The sequence below is a fragment of the Roseovarius sp. TE539 genome (genome assembly GCF_003298505.1).
Classification (GTDB): Bacteria; Pseudomonadota; Alphaproteobacteria; order Rhodobacterales; family Rhodobacteraceae; genus Roseovarius.
Window position 1 is genome coordinate 1 of the sequence record NZ_QNGB01000016.1, and the last position, 14,358, is coordinate 14,358.

Annotated in this window: 11 protein-coding genes and 2 pseudogenes; 6 read left to right on the top strand and 7 right to left on the bottom strand. The window is 63.7% G+C overall.

Going from position 1 to position 14,358, the window contains the following annotated elements; translation table 11 throughout:
- Positions 1-67: 67 nt before the first annotated feature.
- The 3 genes and pseudogenes from DQW77_RS11110 to DQW77_RS11120 all read right to left on the bottom strand — a co-directional run.
- Positions 68-890 (bottom strand): annotated as a pseudogene (locus DQW77_RS11110) (IS256 family transposase); the annotation flags it as partial.
- A gap of 83 nt (positions 891-973) precedes the next feature.
- Positions 974-1,996, bottom strand: coding sequence for an inositol 2-dehydrogenase (iolG, locus tag DQW77_RS11115; protein ID WP_258523838.1), 1,023 nt, complete (start codon positions 1,994-1,996; stop codon positions 974-976).
- Positions 1,996-3,597, bottom strand: a complete 1,602-nt coding sequence (locus DQW77_RS11120) for a GMC family oxidoreductase (protein ID WP_113258373.1) — start codon at positions 3,595-3,597, stop codon at positions 1,996-1,998. Before DQW77_RS11120 ends, iolG (DQW77_RS11115) begins: the two co-directional genes overlap by 1 nt.
- A gap of 148 nt (positions 3,598-3,745) precedes the next feature.
- Here DQW77_RS11120 and DQW77_RS11125 point away from each other — a divergent pair, with 148 nt between their 5' ends.
- A complete protein-coding gene (locus DQW77_RS11125; protein WP_113258304.1) occupies positions 3,746-4,861 on the top strand; it encodes a Gfo/Idh/MocA family protein in 1,116 nt (371 codons plus the stop codon).
- Between the two features lie 2 nt (positions 4,862-4,863).
- Here the strand turns inward: DQW77_RS11125 and DQW77_RS11130 are convergent, their stop codons facing one another.
- Positions 4,864-6,603: an ABC transporter substrate-binding protein gene (locus DQW77_RS11130; RefSeq protein ID WP_113258305.1), complete on the bottom strand. Its 1,740-nt coding sequence runs from the start codon at positions 6,601-6,603 to the stop codon at positions 4,864-4,866.
- Between the two features lie 161 nt (positions 6,604-6,764).
- On the opposite strand from DQW77_RS11130, the gene iolG (DQW77_RS11135) reads away from it, so the two are divergent.
- The 5 genes from iolG (DQW77_RS11135) (at position 6,765) to DQW77_RS11155 (ending at position 11,955) form a co-directional block, all read left to right on the top strand.
- Positions 6,765-7,769, top strand: coding sequence for an inositol 2-dehydrogenase (iolG, locus tag DQW77_RS11135; protein ID WP_113258306.1), 1,005 nt, complete (start codon positions 6,765-6,767; stop codon positions 7,767-7,769).
- Positions 7,766-8,641 (top strand): SDR family oxidoreductase, encoded by an 876-nt coding sequence (locus tag DQW77_RS11140; protein ID WP_113258307.1) that lies wholly within the window; start codon positions 7,766-7,768, stop codon positions 8,639-8,641. Before iolG (DQW77_RS11135) ends, DQW77_RS11140 begins: the two co-directional genes overlap by 4 nt.
- A gap of 174 nt (positions 8,642-8,815) precedes the next feature.
- Positions 8,816-9,901 carry a sugar ABC transporter substrate-binding protein gene (locus tag DQW77_RS11145; RefSeq protein ID WP_113258374.1) on the top strand — a complete coding sequence of 362 codons (1,086 nt, stop codon included), beginning with the start codon at positions 8,816-8,818 and terminating at the stop codon, positions 9,899-9,901.
- A 73-nt stretch (positions 9,902-9,974) separates the two neighbouring features.
- Positions 9,975-10,739: an ATP-binding cassette domain-containing protein gene (locus tag DQW77_RS11150; RefSeq protein WP_113258308.1), complete on the top strand. Its 765-nt coding sequence runs from the start codon at positions 9,975-9,977 to the stop codon at positions 10,737-10,739.
- Positions 10,740-10,752: 13 nt separating this feature from the next.
- Positions 10,753-11,955 (top strand): sugar ABC transporter permease, encoded by a 1,203-nt coding sequence (locus DQW77_RS11155; RefSeq protein ID WP_113258309.1) that lies wholly within the window; start codon positions 10,753-10,755, stop codon positions 11,953-11,955.
- A gap of 170 nt (positions 11,956-12,125) precedes the next feature.
- Here DQW77_RS11155 and DQW77_RS18350 read toward each other — a convergent pair.
- The 3 genes and pseudogenes from DQW77_RS18350 to lepB form a co-directional block, all read right to left on the bottom strand.
- Positions 12,126-12,299, bottom strand: a pseudogene (locus DQW77_RS18350) (IS630 family transposase); the annotation flags it as partial.
- Between the two features lie 486 nt (positions 12,300-12,785).
- The gene (gene rnc, locus DQW77_RS11165) at positions 12,786-13,469 is read right to left on the bottom strand and encodes a ribonuclease III (RefSeq protein ID WP_113258311.1); all 684 of its coding nucleotides are present in this window, start codon (positions 13,467-13,469) and stop codon (positions 12,786-12,788) included.
- Positions 13,466-14,302, bottom strand: a complete 837-nt coding sequence (gene lepB, locus DQW77_RS11170; protein ID WP_113258312.1) for a signal peptidase I — start codon at positions 14,300-14,302, stop codon at positions 13,466-13,468. The genes rnc and lepB overlap by 4 nt, the downstream gene beginning before the upstream one ends.
- Positions 14,303-14,358 lie beyond the last annotated feature (56 nt).

The window sequence follows — 14,358 nt, forward strand, 5'->3', positions numbered from 1 at the left end:
TTCGACGGGGCTCCGCCCGTTCAGGGCTGGATTGGTCCACCGGACCAATCCCGAGACGCCCTTCACCCCAACACCGTTGATGGCGCGTGCCCGGGAAGACCTCGTCGAGCGCCTTCCAGAACCCCATGGCCCCGTCGCCGACGGCGATCTCCGGCGGAACCGCAAGGCCGCGCTTCTTGATGTCGACCAGCAACTCGCGCCAGCTCTGCGCGCTCTCGCGCACGCCGACCTGGAAGCCCACCAGCTCCTTCTTGCCCTCGGGCGTGGCCCCGAGAATGACCAGCATGCACTCGGCCTGGGCCTCCATGCGGGCCTGCAGATACACGCCATCCGCCCAGATGTAGGCGTACCGGCGCGCCGAGAGATCGCGGTGTTGCCAGCGGTCGTACTCCTGCTTCCACTCCCCGGTCAGGCGCGAGATCACACTGGGCGACAGGTTCGGCGCATCCTTGCCCAGAATCGCGGCCAGCGCCTCCTGGAAGTCCCCCGTCGAGATGCCGCGCAGATAAAGCACGGGCAGCAGGGCATCGAGGCTGCGCGAGCGTCGCGCCCATTTCGGCAGGATCGCAGAGGTGAAGCGGATCTTCCTCTCCGCCGGGGCATCGGTGGCGCGGTCGCGCACCTTCGGGCGCTGCACGTCGAGCGCGCCGATCCCGGTCTGGATGCTGCGCTCCGGCCCGAAACCGTGCCGCACAACCCGCTGACGACCGTCCGGCAGGACCTCTTCGGCATGCTGCGCGACGAAGGCGTCAGCCTCTGCGCGAAGTGCAGCGGCCAGCATCCGTCGCGCCCCGTCACGGGCGATCTCGGTCAGCGGGTCATCCACAGAGTCCGGCTGACGCAGGGCAATGATCTCTGTATCGTTCTTCATGGCGTATCGTTCCTCTTATGGAAGTTCTGGCAGGCTTGATCACCCGCCACGATACGCCGCCTTCTCAAACCGCGTCACCCATTTCCCGCCATAGCTCTTTTGTCAGCAACCAGCCGTACAACCATAGTTCGGTTCGACGGCAGTCCCGGTATTGGCGGATTGCGCACAGGCGAGTGCGATGGCGAGCGCCGCGCGGCCATCTTGCGCTGTGGCAGATGGCGCGCGGTCTTCGGTTACGGCCTGATGGAATTCATCCAAGGCATTGTAGAAAGACTGATCAAAACGCTCCAGAAAGAAGTGTTTGAGCGGTTCGCGCGCCACGGTTCTGGCCTTGTTCCAGCGCACCAGATTGTCGTCGCGGTGATTGAGCGTCTGCACCATGCCCTTGTCGCCAAAGGCTTCAAGCCGCTGGTCGAACCCGTAAGCGCAGGCGCGGGAATTGTTGATATGAAGCAGCGCGCCCGAGGGCATTTTCAGCGTGGTCATGGTCATGTCGAAATCGCCCTCGGCGCCGATCCGGTCGTCGAACATGCAGGATCCGGCGGCCATGACCTCGGCCGGGCGTTCGCCCGCGATCCAGCAGAGCAGGTCGATATCGTGGATCGCGGCATCAACGAAATACCCCCCCGAGACGCACACATATTCAATGGGCGGCGGGCTGGGCTCGCGCGACCAGCTCATCAGCATGTTGAGCCGCCCGACCTCGCCGCGCGTCACGGCGTCGCGCAGGGCGGCATTGTCCGGATCAAAGCGCCGGTTGAACCCCAGCATGAAAGGCACGGGATAGGCGTGCAATGCGCTCATGGCGCGGTCCACCCGCTCCAGAGACTGGTCCAGCGGCTTCTCGCAATAGATCGGCTTGCCCGCGCGGGCTGCGGCCTCGATGTAATCCACATGGGTGTCGGTCGGCGTGGCGATCACCACCGCATCCACTGCCGGATCGGCCAGCACCGCGTCCAGGTCATCCATCGCGCGCCCGCCATACTGCTCGGCGGCCTTGGTGGCCGAGCTCATGCGCGGGTTGTAGATGACCTCAAGCCGAAGGCCGGGATGGGCGCCTATCTTGGGCCCATAGACATGGGCCATGCGGCCGGTGCCCATCAGGGCCAGTCCAAGCGTCTGCATCACGCGTACTCCTTGGCGTCTTCGAGGATCAGGGCCGCGGCCTTCTCGCCGATCATGATCGAGGCCGCGTTGGTGTTGCCGGTGACGATGCGCGGCATGATCGAGGCATCGGCCACGCGCAGCCCCTTGATACCGTGAACCTTTAGGCGCGGATCGACCACGGCATCTTCGCCGACACCCATCTTGCAGGTGCCGACCGGGTGCAGCAGGGACAACCCGTTTGAGCGGCAGTATTCCAGCAACTCATCCTTGGATTGCACATCCTTTCCCGGCGAGATCTCGTAATCCACGCAGTCCGACATCGGCGCCGTGGCGGCGATCTTCCTTCCGAATTGCAAACCGGCGATCGCGGCGCGCCGATCTGCGTCTTCCGAGAAGAAATTGAATTGGATCTCCGGCTGATCCGTGGGAGCCGGGCCGGAGATCCTGACACGCCCGCGGGAGTTCGGGCGCATGTGTTCGGCAAGAATGGTGAAGCCCGAGAAGGGATGCGGCTTGAGATGTTCATCGGTACACCAGGCCATGAAAGTGACCATCATGTCGGGGCGGTCCACTTCCGGACCGGAGCAGATGAAGGTATTGGAGTAATTGCCATTATCGGCAAACGGACCGGTGCGGAAGATCAGGTGCCGCAAGAGCTGCAAGCCGCCCTTGATCTTGTTGTTGTAAAGGTCGTTCACCGTGGAATGCACAGTCGAGCGATACTCTGCCCCGATGCCGAAATGGTCTTGCAGGTTCTCGCCCACGCCTTGCAGGTCGTGTTCAACCTCGATCCCGTGATCTTGCAGAAGCGCCCCGGGGCCGATGCCGGAGAGTTGCAGGAGCTGCGGTGAATTGAACGTGCCGCCGCTCAGTATGATCTCGCGCCGCGCTCGGGCCTCATGCGTGCCGCGCCGGTCGGACCAGCGCACGCCGGTCGCGCGCTTTCCCTCCAGCGTGATGCGCTGCACCATGGCGTTCAGTGTCAGGTCGATGTTCTTTTTGGCGGCCCCGCGCAGGTAGCCCGCCGCCGTGCTCCAGCGCATGCCCTTCTTCGTCGTGGTCTGGACATAGCCGGTGCCCGCCTGCTGGGCGCCGTTGAAATCGTCATTGCGCGGCACGCCGAGCGCCTCGGAGGCCGCGTGAAACGCCTCGCCGAGCGCATGTTCGGTGCGGATATCCGACACCGCGACCGGCCCGCCGGTGCCGTGGAAGTCATCCGCCCCGCGCTCCTGATCCTCGCAGGACTTGAAATAGGGCAGCACGCCGTCCCAGCCCCAGCCGGTGCACCCCGCCGCTTCCCAGCCGTCGAAATCCTGCGGCTGGCCGCGCATGTAGATCATCCCGTTGATGGAGCCCGTCCCGCCCAGCACCTTGCCGCGCGGCTGAAAGAGGCGGCGATGGTTCAGATGCGGCTCTGGCGCGCTTTCATAGCACCAGTTCACCGAGCGGTTGGCATAGAGCATCGAATAGCCGAGCGGGATATGGATGAACGGGTTGCGGTCCTTTCCGCCGGCTTCCAGAAGCAGGACGCTGTGCCCGGTCTCGGCCAGCCGGCCGGCCACCGCACAGCCCGCAGAGCCTGCCCCGATCACGATGTAGTCGTATTCCGCTTGCGCCATCCGGTCCTCCTTGGTTGCCAGAGACTGCCGGAGGGCGGCGGCCCTTTGAATGATTAAAGTGTCAGGTCTGGACAGAATCCCGGTCGCAGGTTCGGGCGCGACATTCCAGATTGGACATGTGGCATGGACCGAAGAGGAGAACAGGAGCATGAACAAGCCAGAAATCGGCATCGGACTTGTGGGATCGGGGTTCATGGGGCGTTGCCACGCCAATGCGTTCCGTTCGGTTCCGGGGCTGTTCGAGGTGCCCACCGAGCCGCGGTTGACCATGCTTGCCGAAGCAAGCGACGATCTGGCAGCCAGGGCGGCGCAGGCGCTCGGCTTTGCGCGCGGCACAGGCGACTGGCAGGCGCTGGTCAGCGATAACGAAGTGGATATCGTGGCGATCACCGCGCCCAATTTGCTGCATGCGCCAATTGCCCATGCGGCCATCGCGGCGGGCAAGACGGTCTATTGCGAAAAGCCGCTCTCGACCACGGCGGCGCTGGCGCTCGAGATGACCGAGGCGGCGGAGGCGGCGGGCGTGGTCACGCTTGTGGGCTTCAACTTCCTGCGCAATCCCATGATCAAGCTGGCGCGCGAGATCATCGAAAGCGGCGAGATCGGGGATATCACCGGCTTTCGCGGCCGCCATGCGGAAAACTACATGGCCGACGCCGAGGTGCCGCATTCTTTCCGGACCGATCCGCAGGGCGGCGGGGCGGTGGCCGATATCGGCAGCCATATCATTTCCATGGCGCGCTACCTGATTGGCCCGATGGCCGAGGTCCAGGCGGAGTGCCGGACGATCCACGCCGCCCGGCCCGTAGCGCCCGGCGCGTTCGAGCGTGCCCCGGTAGAGGTGGATGACATGACCCACGCGCTGGTGCGCTTTGGAAACGGGGTGAGCGGCAGCCTCGAGGCCAACTGGGCCGCGACCGCCCGCACCATGGACCTGTCATGGGAGATCACCGGAACCAAGGGAGCGCTCGCCTTTACGCAGGAGCGGATGAACGAGTTGGAGCTTTGGTCCGGCGCGGCGGGGCGCAGCGGGTATACGCGGATCGAATCCGGCCCGGCCCATCCGCCCTATGGCCAGTTCTGCCCCGCGCCGGGGCATCATCTGGGGTTCACTGACCTCAAGGTGATCGAGGTGGCCGAATTGCTCGCCGCACATGCTGGCGGCGCGTCCTGCGGCCCGGACTTTCGCGAGGCCTACGAGGTGCAGCGCACTGTCGAGGCAATGCAGGCGTCACATGCCAAGCGGCAGTGGGTGGCGCTGTGAGCCTATAGGCCCATGGCCCGCTCGCAGCGCGCCTGGGCGTCGCGCAGGGCGGCCGCGGGCTTCTTGTTGCGCAAAAGCATGGTGTGGATTTCCTCGCCCAGGATGCGGACCAGCGTGTTGAATTGCGGCACGGCGGGGCGTGCCCAGGTCTGAAGCTGGCCGGCGCGCGCCATCTGGTCCACGGTGGCGATGACGGGGCGGCCATGGGCCACGACCGGGTCGTTGCAAACGCTGAAACGCGAACTCACGAGGCTGCCATTTTCGATGTAGAGTTTCGTGGCTGCAGCCGAGGTCAGGGTGCGCGCGGCCTTGGTCACGTCATCGATCCGGGCGGATTTGAGGTTGGATGGCAGGCAGATGTTCCATCCGCCCAGCGGCGCGCTGCGCGGAATGTCCGGCGCCGTGGGATGCGGCAGGTAGCCCGTGCGCCCGTAGCCGGGAGAATCCGGCTGGCTCTCGATCATTGGCAGGATCTGGGTGTAGCTATAGGCCATTGCCGCGTGGCCATCGGCATAACATCGGGCACGCTCGTACCATGACATCTGAAGCACGTTGGCCGGCGACCAGGAGAGCAGCTCGACAAGGAACTCCGCTGCCTCCAACGCCTCGGGGCTGTCGAGCATCGGGATGAGCTCTTCACCGGCAAGCTGTTGGTCGTGGAAGCCCTTGCCCACGCGCCGCAGCTTGAGGACGGGCTGGCCGAAATCCGCCATCAGCATCATGAAACTCGTGCCCACCGGCGTGCCGCGCGCGCCGTTCCAGCAGATACCGCTGAGGCCGCGCGCAGACCCGTGCAGCCGGCGCGCAAAGTCCAACACCTCGCTGAGACGCTGCGGTGGCTCCAGTCCGTTTTGCTCAAAAATATCAGTGCGGTAGAGGAATAGTTCCGGCGTGGTCTGGACCGGTATGCCGTAAAGCGCATCACCGCGCTGCACGGTGGAAAGCGCCTCTGGATGGAAATCCATCAGGTCGCGCGCCTCACCCTCGTCAAGCATCTGGACAGGGCGAATGGCCTCGGCCTGGATCATTTCTTCCATCCAGCAGACATCGCAGGTGACCAGATCATATCGCGATTGGGCGCGCCCGGCATTGTCGAGGATCTCCTGATGCAGCCGATCAATGCTGAGCGCCCGAACTTCAATCTCAGTTCCGAAATGCATCTCGAACTGGCGTTTGAGCTTCTGCATCGCCATGAAACCCGCATCAGCGTGCAGAAGGACACGCAAACCGCCGGGCAGATCGAGCTTGCTGGGCATAACCGGCAGCGGGGCGACGGCCGCGGTGGCCAGGTAGGATGCGCCAAAGAAATAGTCGGTGTCCTCCGACAGGCCGAACGCCGTCCCCAGCAACGATTTTACCCGACGCAGGTAGTTGACCCACGCGGCGATCATCTGCCGCGTCGGATGCAGCGAGAAGGTCTTTCCGGTGCGGGTGCGGGGGCGTTTGACGATCAGCCCGTTCTCGACCATTTCCTCGATCAACCGATGGGCCGTACCGCGCGCCAGGCCTGAGCCGTCTATCAGCGATGACGGTGTCTCCAGCCGGCCGTGAAGATGCGAGCGCATGAGTTGAACCATGATCGGCACTTCACGTGCGGGCATGCCCAACAGCAGCGAGTCCTGGGTCTCCGTCATGAAGCGGCTGACAAAATCGAGAAACCGCTCCAACTCATGCGCCGACATTTCGTTGAAGAAGCTCCCGGTGCCGGCCGGAGGCGGTGTTTCGGATTCCAGTCTTGTCATTTCTGCTTTTCTGACCGCGCGTTCTAACATCTCCCGTTCAAGAATAACGCAGCCGGACCCGTCTGGCACGGTGCAAGAATTCCAATCTGGACAAACCGGGCGTTGAGGCTGGCGGCATTGCGGGCAATGCTGGCGAAAATTGAAGGCGCAAGGAGGATCATATGCTGCGTTTCGGGATCATAGGGACCGGTCGCATCGGGGACATGCATGCGCGACTGGTCGCCTTGCAGCCCGATGCCTCCGTGACCTGGTGCTTCGATGTTTATGAAGAAAGCGCCGGGGCCACCGCCGCGGCTGTCGGTGCCCGTGCGACGACGGATCTCGATGCTTTGCTGGGTGCGGAGGATGTCGATGCCGTGCTGATCGCGTCGCCAACCAACACGCATGTCGAGATGATTCTGCGCTCGGCCGAGGCCGGCAAGCCGATCCTGTGCGAGAAGCCAATCGACGTGAACATCGACAAGGTCGAAGAATGCAAGGAGAAGCTCAGGGCCTTCGACGTTCCGCTACAACTGGGCTTCAACCGGCGGTTCGACCCGAGCCATGCCGGGGTGCAGCAGGCCGTCGCGCGCGGGGATTTGGGCGACCTGGAGCTGCTGATCATCACCAGCCGCGACCCGGGCCCGCCGCCGCCGCGCCCGATCCTCGAGGCTTGTGGCGGGCTGTTCCGCGACACCACCATCCACGACATGGACATGGCCCGTTTTGTCATGGGGGAAGACCCGGTGGAGGTGTTTACCATGGCGGCCAACCGGGTGGACCCGGTCTTTGCCGAATTGAACGATGTGGACACGGCCATGGTCGTGATGCGCGGCGCATCCGGCGCGCTGTGCCATATCAACAACTCACGGCGCACCAACTATGGCTACGACCAGCGAGTCGAGGCCTTTGGTGCGCAAGGCATGGTGCGCTCGAACAATCAACGCCCGTCTGAGGTGTCGCGCTATGGTGCGGGCGGCACGGCGACGCGCGATGAGCTGCTTTATTTTTTCATCGAACGATACCGCGCGGCCTATGAGGCGGAAATTCGTGACTTCATCGACCAGGTGACGGCCGGAAAGCCGCCCAACGTCACCTTTGAAGACGGCCGGCGCGCGCTCCTGCTCTCTGAGGCGGCGCTGAAATCCTATGAAATCAACAAGCCGGTGGAGGTGGATTACACATGACGGATTATGAAAGCCCGTATGGAAATGCCGCCTATCGCGCGGCCTCTGACAGTGACGTGACGTTGGATCGGCAATTTGAAGACAAGGTAGCAGTGGTCACGGGCTCGACCCAGGGGCTCGGGCTTACTGCGGTCAAGCTCATGCTGCGGCGCGGGCTCAAGGGCGCGCTGATCATGGGCCGCAAGGAGGCCGAGGGCAAGGCCGCCGCAGAGGCCCTGAGCACGCCGGAGCAGCGCGTCGTCTATCATCAGGCCGACCTGACCGATCTGGGTGATTGCACGTCGGTGCATGAGCGCGCCATTCAGGAATTCGGCAGCTACGACATCCTGGTCAATTCCGCCGGCATCACGGATCGCGGCGGCATTCTGGATGGCGATGCGGCGCTGTGGGAGCGCACCTTCGCGATCAATGCGCGCGCACCGTTCTTCCTGATGCAGAATGCAGCCAACCATTGGCGCGATGTGGGCAAGCCGGGAACCGTGGTCAATGTGGCGACGGTCACCGCCCATGGCGGTGTTCCGTTCCTGACCGTTTATGCCGCGTCCAAAGCGGCGCTGGTGGCCACCACCAAGAACGCGGCCTTCTCGCTGATGCGCGACGGTATCCGGGTCAACGCCTTGGCCATCGGATGGATGGACACCCCGGCAGAAGACATCACGCAGAAGACCTATCACGACATGCCCGATGGTTGGCAGAAGGAGGCCGGGGCAAAACTGCCGGCCGGGCGGCTGCTCGACATGAACGAGGTGGCGCGCTGGATCGCCCATCTGGCCAGCGACGAATCCGGCATCATGACCGGATCGATTCTCGATTTCGATCAGGGGATTATCGGCTGCTACGAGGCCACGCCCCTGCCCGGGAAACTGCCGTGATCGGGTCGGGCCTGTTCCAGATTGGACAGAAAGCGAGGCGACGGGCTGAGGCCGGACGGATACCCTCTGAGGAGTGATACCAGTGTGGAACAAATTCACGGAGTGCCGTCAGACGGACGGCAAATGAACCGGACTGACACAAGCAAGGTCAGTGCATTCAAGGGAGGAAACAAAATGACCATCATAAAAAGATTCACAGAAACCAGCACCCTGGCGGCCATCGCGCTGACCGGGTTCGCGGCTGCCCCCGCGGCTTCGGAAGAGGCAAGCATCTTCTTCATGCTGCCGAACTCCACCACCATCCGCTTCGAGCGTCGCGACGCGCCGCTTTACGTGGCGGCCATGGAAGAGCGGATGCCCGGCGCCACCGTGACCGTTCAGAACGGCGAAGGCGACCCGGAGCGCCAGCAACGGCTGGTCGAGGATGCACTGGCACAGGGCGCGGATCTGATCGTCTATACCTCGTCAGACGCAAATCTCGCCGCAGGGGCTCTGAAAGCGGCCGAAGAGGCCGGCGTGCCGGTCCTTCTGTACGAACATGACGCGATCGGCGGCAAGGCCAAGGCGCATGTCCTGTTCAACGCCCGCGCCGTGGGCCAGGCCCAGGGCAAGCGCGCCGCCGAGCTGATCGAGGCGATGCCCGAAGGCACTGTCAAGCTCACGCGGGTCAAGGGCAACCAGGGCGAATACGGCACCACGCAGTATGAGCTGGGCCAGAACGAATATCTGGATCCATTGATCGAATCGGGCCGCGTCGAGGTCGTCTGCGAGGATTTCACCCCCAACTGGGACCCGGTCAAGGCGCAATCATTCGCCGAGAACTGCCTGACCCGGACGGGGGGCGATGTGGACATGTTCCTTGGCATGAATGACGGCACCACCGGCGGATCGGTCGGGGCGCTGATCAGCCAGGGCTTCCAGAAAGGCGAGGTTGTCGTGACGGGCGGGCAGGATGCCACCATCGAGGCGGTGCAGTTCGTCGTTCAGGGCTGGCAGGACAACACCATCTTCAAGGACCTGCGGGTGATGGCCGAGGCCGCCGCCGATGTGTCGGTGGACATCCTGAAGGGCGAAGAGCTCTCGGAGGCCTGGATCAACGATAGCGTCAACAACGAATACATGGATATTCCCGCCGCCTTCCTGCCGGTGGAAAACGTGACCATCGACAACGTCTCCACCGTGATCGAAGCTGGCCTTTATACTTGGGAAGAGGTCTGCAAGGGCGCCGAAGGCACCCGGGTTTGCCAGGACAACATGTAACCGGCACATCCCGAGCGAACGCGGTGTCGGCGGTCATGGCCGCCGGCACTCACTCTTACCAGGGGCGAAACAGATGACAGAACCCATCCTCCGCTTGCGCGGCATCACCAAGCATTTCGGCAACGTCAAGGCGCTGACAGATGTTTCGCTCGACCTGGAGCCCGGCAAGGTCGTGGCGCTCGTGGGCGACAACGGGGCCGGAAAATCGACACTGGTCAAGGTGATGGCGGGCGCGCACCGGCCCGACAGGGGCGAATACCTGTTCGAAGGGCGCAAGGTCGAGGGGGCGACCCCGGCCAGCGTGGCGGATATGGGCGTGCAAACGGTCTATCAGGATCTCGCCTTGTGCAACAATCTCGACGCGGTGCAGAACCTCTTTCTGGGGCGTGAGCTGACCGGCCCGTGGTGGACCGGCTTTCGTGTGACCCGCGCCTCGGCCGAGAAAAAGGCCAAGGACGTGCTCAGGCGCATGCGGCTCGACTCGATTTCGCTCAGCCGTAACGTGGGGGCCATGTCCGGCGGTCAGCGTCAGAACATCGCCATCGCCCGCTCGATCCTTTGGGAACCCAAGGTTGTCCTGCTGGATGAACCCACGGCGGCGCTGAGCCATTCGGCGGCGGAGCAGGTTGGCAGCCTGGTGCGCGAACTGGCCTCGCACGGGCTGGCGGTTCTGGTGATCAGCCACGACATTCATCACTTCGTGCTGGACAATACCGACCGGATCGAGGTGCTGCGGCTGGGGCGCAACGCAGGCAGTTTCAACTCCAGGGACGTGACCGGCGAACAGGTGGTCAACGTGATGGTCGGCGGCGACGAAACCGTCAACATGGCCGGATGAGGTAGGCAATCCGATGACAGCTACAACAACACCCAACACAACCGCACAGGCAAAACGGGGCCTGACCGAGCGTCTGGGCAACGAATTGCGCTTTGTCCCCGTGGCGCTGGGACTGGTCGCGCTGTTTCTCTTTTTCGCGACGCAATCCGATGTCTTCCTGACCAGCCGCAACCTCAACAACCTGCTGATCCAGTCCACCGTGACCGGGATCATCGCGCTGGGTCTGGTCTTTGTCCTGCTCACCGGCGAGATCGACCTGTCAGTGGCCGCGACATCCGGCGTCGCGTCGGTGTTCATGGCCAAGATGGTGGTGGATGCCGGGCTACCGATCCCGCTTGCCATCCTTCTCGGCGTCGGGGCTGGGTTGCTCATCGGGGCCATATCCGCGCGATGGATCACCCTGATCGGCGTGCCGTCCTTCGTGGTCACGTTGGGCGTCGGGCTCCTGCTCAACGGTGTACAACTGTTGCTCCTGCCCAATACCGGGCGCTACAACCTGCTCAATACAGGGGTCGAGGATCTGGCCGCGACCTATGTGTCAGGGCTGGGCGCGTGGGCGCTGGTGCTGATCGCGATCGCGCTCTTTGCGCTGATCCGGCTGACCACGTTCCGCTCACGGCAGCGCGCGGGCCTGCCCGCCTCGCTGGGCGGGGGCGTGCTCTTTCCGGTGGCGATTGTCGGCGGGGTGCTGATCGGCTTGCTCATGTTCCTCGAAAACCAGCGCGGCTTGCCGATGCCGGTGATACTGTTCATCGGCTTGCTTGGCGTCATGTCCTATATAGCCCATGAAACCCGCTTCGGCACCTATCTCTATGCCATCGGCGACAATGCCGAGGCCGCCCGGCGCGCCGGTGTCAAGGTGGACAGGATCAAGATCACCGCCTTCGCCATCGCCGGCGGCATGGCGGCCTTTGGCGGCATCCTGTCGGCCTCGCGCATTCTCGGCGTCTCGGTCTCCTCCGGCGGCGGGGTCGGCGGCGGCGCGTTGCTTCTTGAAAGCATCGCCGCCGCCGTCATTGGAGGGGTATCTCTCTTTGGCGGGCGCGGTATGGTGATTGGCGCGCTTTTCGGGGCGCTGATTATCGGAACCGTGTCCAACGGTCTCAACCTGATGGGCGTGGCCAACGAGGCACGGCTGATTGTGACCGGCCTGTTGCTGGTCCTGGCCGTTTCCATTGACCGCGGGATCGAGAAAATCGCCGGTCCGGCCGGGTAGCCCAGCCGCGCAGATTATCTGATGACCCTGTTTGCAGCACTGTTCTGATTTTGCTCTCGCCGGACGCGTGCAGCCATTACCTGCACGCGTCGTTCAGACTGGCATGGAAACACCGTGCAAGGTGTTTCGGATATTCCTCACCAACGCCACTGCATTAGAGCAATTTCCGATCAATCTGCATCGTATCCGCAGGCGGCGAAGTAGTTCTCGCATTCTTGCGGTGTGAAGCAGTCGACAAGCTCGCCGATCATATCCCAGAGCCCCGTCACCGTTCGCACGGCAGCCTTGCGGAGCAACGCCTTGAGTTTGGAGAAGGCCATTTCGATGGGGTTTAAGTCGGGGCTGCGGGATCGCATATCGCCACCCTGCGGCTTCGGCGCGAAGGACCCCGTGGAGCGCCGCTCGTTGTCCCAGCGGATTGCCGTCGAGGGCGCGACCCCGTACTGCGCGGCCGCAGCACGCCGGCTCCGGCCGGTATCAATCGCCGCGATCACCCGTTCCCTCAGGTCCATGGAGAGTGGTTTGCCCATTGCTGCCCCCAAAATCTGCCTCGGGGTCAGTGAATCAAACCTTCGGCCCGTTGGGAATCCCAAATCGATTCAGGTCGTTGGGAAAATGCTCTAACTACTCGGGCGGCCGCTTTCCGGTACGCCGCATCAAGTAACCGAAATGGATACACCTCGGGCATCTATGCCCGCAATGGTATGTAGCGGGGAACGGCACTGCATCTTGCGGCGGCGGGCCGCGGTCCGGTGTCAGAAAACGACCTCCGGGGAGAACCGGCTGAAGCGCTCGAAATCCCAGTTCTTTCTTCGGTTTCCGGCCGCCATTCACCCGTCCTCGACCCGGGCCAAGAGAGCCCGGGCGGCGGCCTGTTCGGCCTGGCGCTTCGATCCAGCGGTCGCAGCCTCCGCGGTGCAGTCGGGCAGCCGCGCCTCGATGGTGAAACGCGGGGCGTGATCGGGGCCGCTGCGCGCCGTCTCAACGTATTCCGGCGGCGCCATTCCGCGGGCCTGCGCCCATTCCTGAAGCGCCGTCTTGGCGTCACGGGCATCGCGCTCGACCGTGCCGATCCTTGCCCCCCAGAGGCCAAGCACCGTGTCCCGCGCTGCCGAGAATCCTGCATCCAGATAAACGGCGGCGATCACCGCCTCCATCGCGTCACCCAGGAGCGCCTGCTTGCGTCGCCCCCCGGAGATCATCTCGGACCGGCCCAGCTTGAGCACCGCTCCAAGGTCGATCTCGCGCGCGACCTCGGCGCAGGCTTCCTTGCGCACCAGCGCGTTGAACCTCGGGGCAAGCTGACCCTCCGCGGCGAAGCGGTCCCGTTCCAGCAGGGCCTCGGCCATGACCAGGCCAAGAACCCGGTCCCCGAGGAATTCCAGCCTCTGGTTGTCGTTTCGCGTGGGCGAGGACATGGAGGCGTGGGTTACGGCCTCGATCAGCAGGTCCGGCCGCGAAAAGCTGTGACCAAGGCGGCCCTCGAAGGCTTTCAACTCAGCCGATAATTTCAATCCAGCCTCTCGAAGAATCGCCCGCCGCGCCAAGTCCAGAAAAACAGCATCGAGCGCCCCGCCGACGAGAAGATCACCCGGTTGGCCCGCCCGATCAGGTTCTCGTAAGGCACGAACCCGACACCCCCGACGGTCTGGGGAAAGCGGGAATCGGTGGAATTGTCACGATTGTCGCCCATGAAGAAATAGTGCCCCGGCGGCACCCGGAAAACCGGCGTATTGTCCGAACTCTGCAGCGCGATGTCGAGGATATTGTGCGAGCGCCCGTTGGGCAGCGTTTCGATGAAGCGCGATTTCTCACAGATGGCCCCCTGCCCGACGACCCCGTTCTCGCAACGCGGGCGCACGCCCAGTGGCCCCTGCCGCGCGAAAACCTCTTCGAAAGTGCCGGCGGGCTCGATGCCGACCGGGGTACCGTTTATGTGCAACACGCTGTCCCTGACCTGAACCCGGTCACCCGGCATGCCGACAACGCGCTTGATGAAATCGGTGCCCTGCACGGGGTGGCGGAAGACGATGATATCGCCGCGTTCAGGTTCCGACCCGATGATGCGGGTGTTGTCGCCGTCAAGAAAAGCGCAGATGTCGGCGGCGTCGATGTCGATGCCCAGGGCCCCGATACGGATGGTCGGACAAGATGCGTAGGAATAGCCATATGCCATCTTGTTGACGAACAGGAAATCGCCCACCAGAAGCGTATCCTTCATCGAGCCGGAGGGGATCCAGAACGGCTGAAAGAGGACGGTGCGAAAGATCCCCGCGATCAGCAGCGCGTAGACTACCGTCTTGATCGTCTCTATGACGGCATTGCTTTTCTTGGATTCACTGGCCATCGGGATCTCCGGCTGCAGGGGTTCGCGCGCTTCATGGGCGGGTGGCGCGCGGGTGT

Bases quoted from the DNA above. Each gene is read 5' to 3' on its own strand.
- iolG (WP_258523838.1), bottom strand. From the start codon at position 1,996: ATGCAGACGCTTGGACTGGCCCTGATGGGCACCGGCCGCATGGCCCAT.
- DQW77_RS11120 (WP_113258373.1), bottom strand. From the start codon at position 3,597: ATGGCGCAAGCGGAATACGACTACATCGTGATCGGGGCAGGCTCTGCG.
- DQW77_RS11125 (WP_113258304.1), top strand. From the start codon at position 3,746: ATGAACAAGCCAGAAATCGGCATCGGACTTGTGGGATCGGGGTTCATG.
- DQW77_RS11130 (WP_113258305.1), bottom strand. From the start codon at position 6,603: ATGACAAGACTGGAATCCGAAACACCGCCTCCGGCCGGCACCGGGAGC.
- iolG (WP_113258306.1), top strand. From the start codon at position 6,765: ATGCTGCGTTTCGGGATCATAGGGACCGGTCGCATCGGGGACATGCAT.
- DQW77_RS11140 (WP_113258307.1), top strand. From the start codon at position 7,766: ATGACGGATTATGAAAGCCCGTATGGAAATGCCGCCTATCGCGCGGCC.
- DQW77_RS11145 (WP_113258374.1), top strand. From the start codon at position 8,816: ATGACCATCATAAAAAGATTCACAGAAACCAGCACCCTGGCGGCCATC.
- DQW77_RS11150 (WP_113258308.1), top strand. From the start codon at position 9,975: ATGACAGAACCCATCCTCCGCTTGCGCGGCATCACCAAGCATTTCGGC.
- DQW77_RS11155 (WP_113258309.1), top strand. From the start codon at position 10,753: ATGACAGCTACAACAACACCCAACACAACCGCACAGGCAAAACGGGGC.
- lepB (WP_113258312.1), bottom strand. From the start codon at position 14,302: ATGGCCAGTGAATCCAAGAAAAGCAATGCCGTCATAGAGACGATCAAG.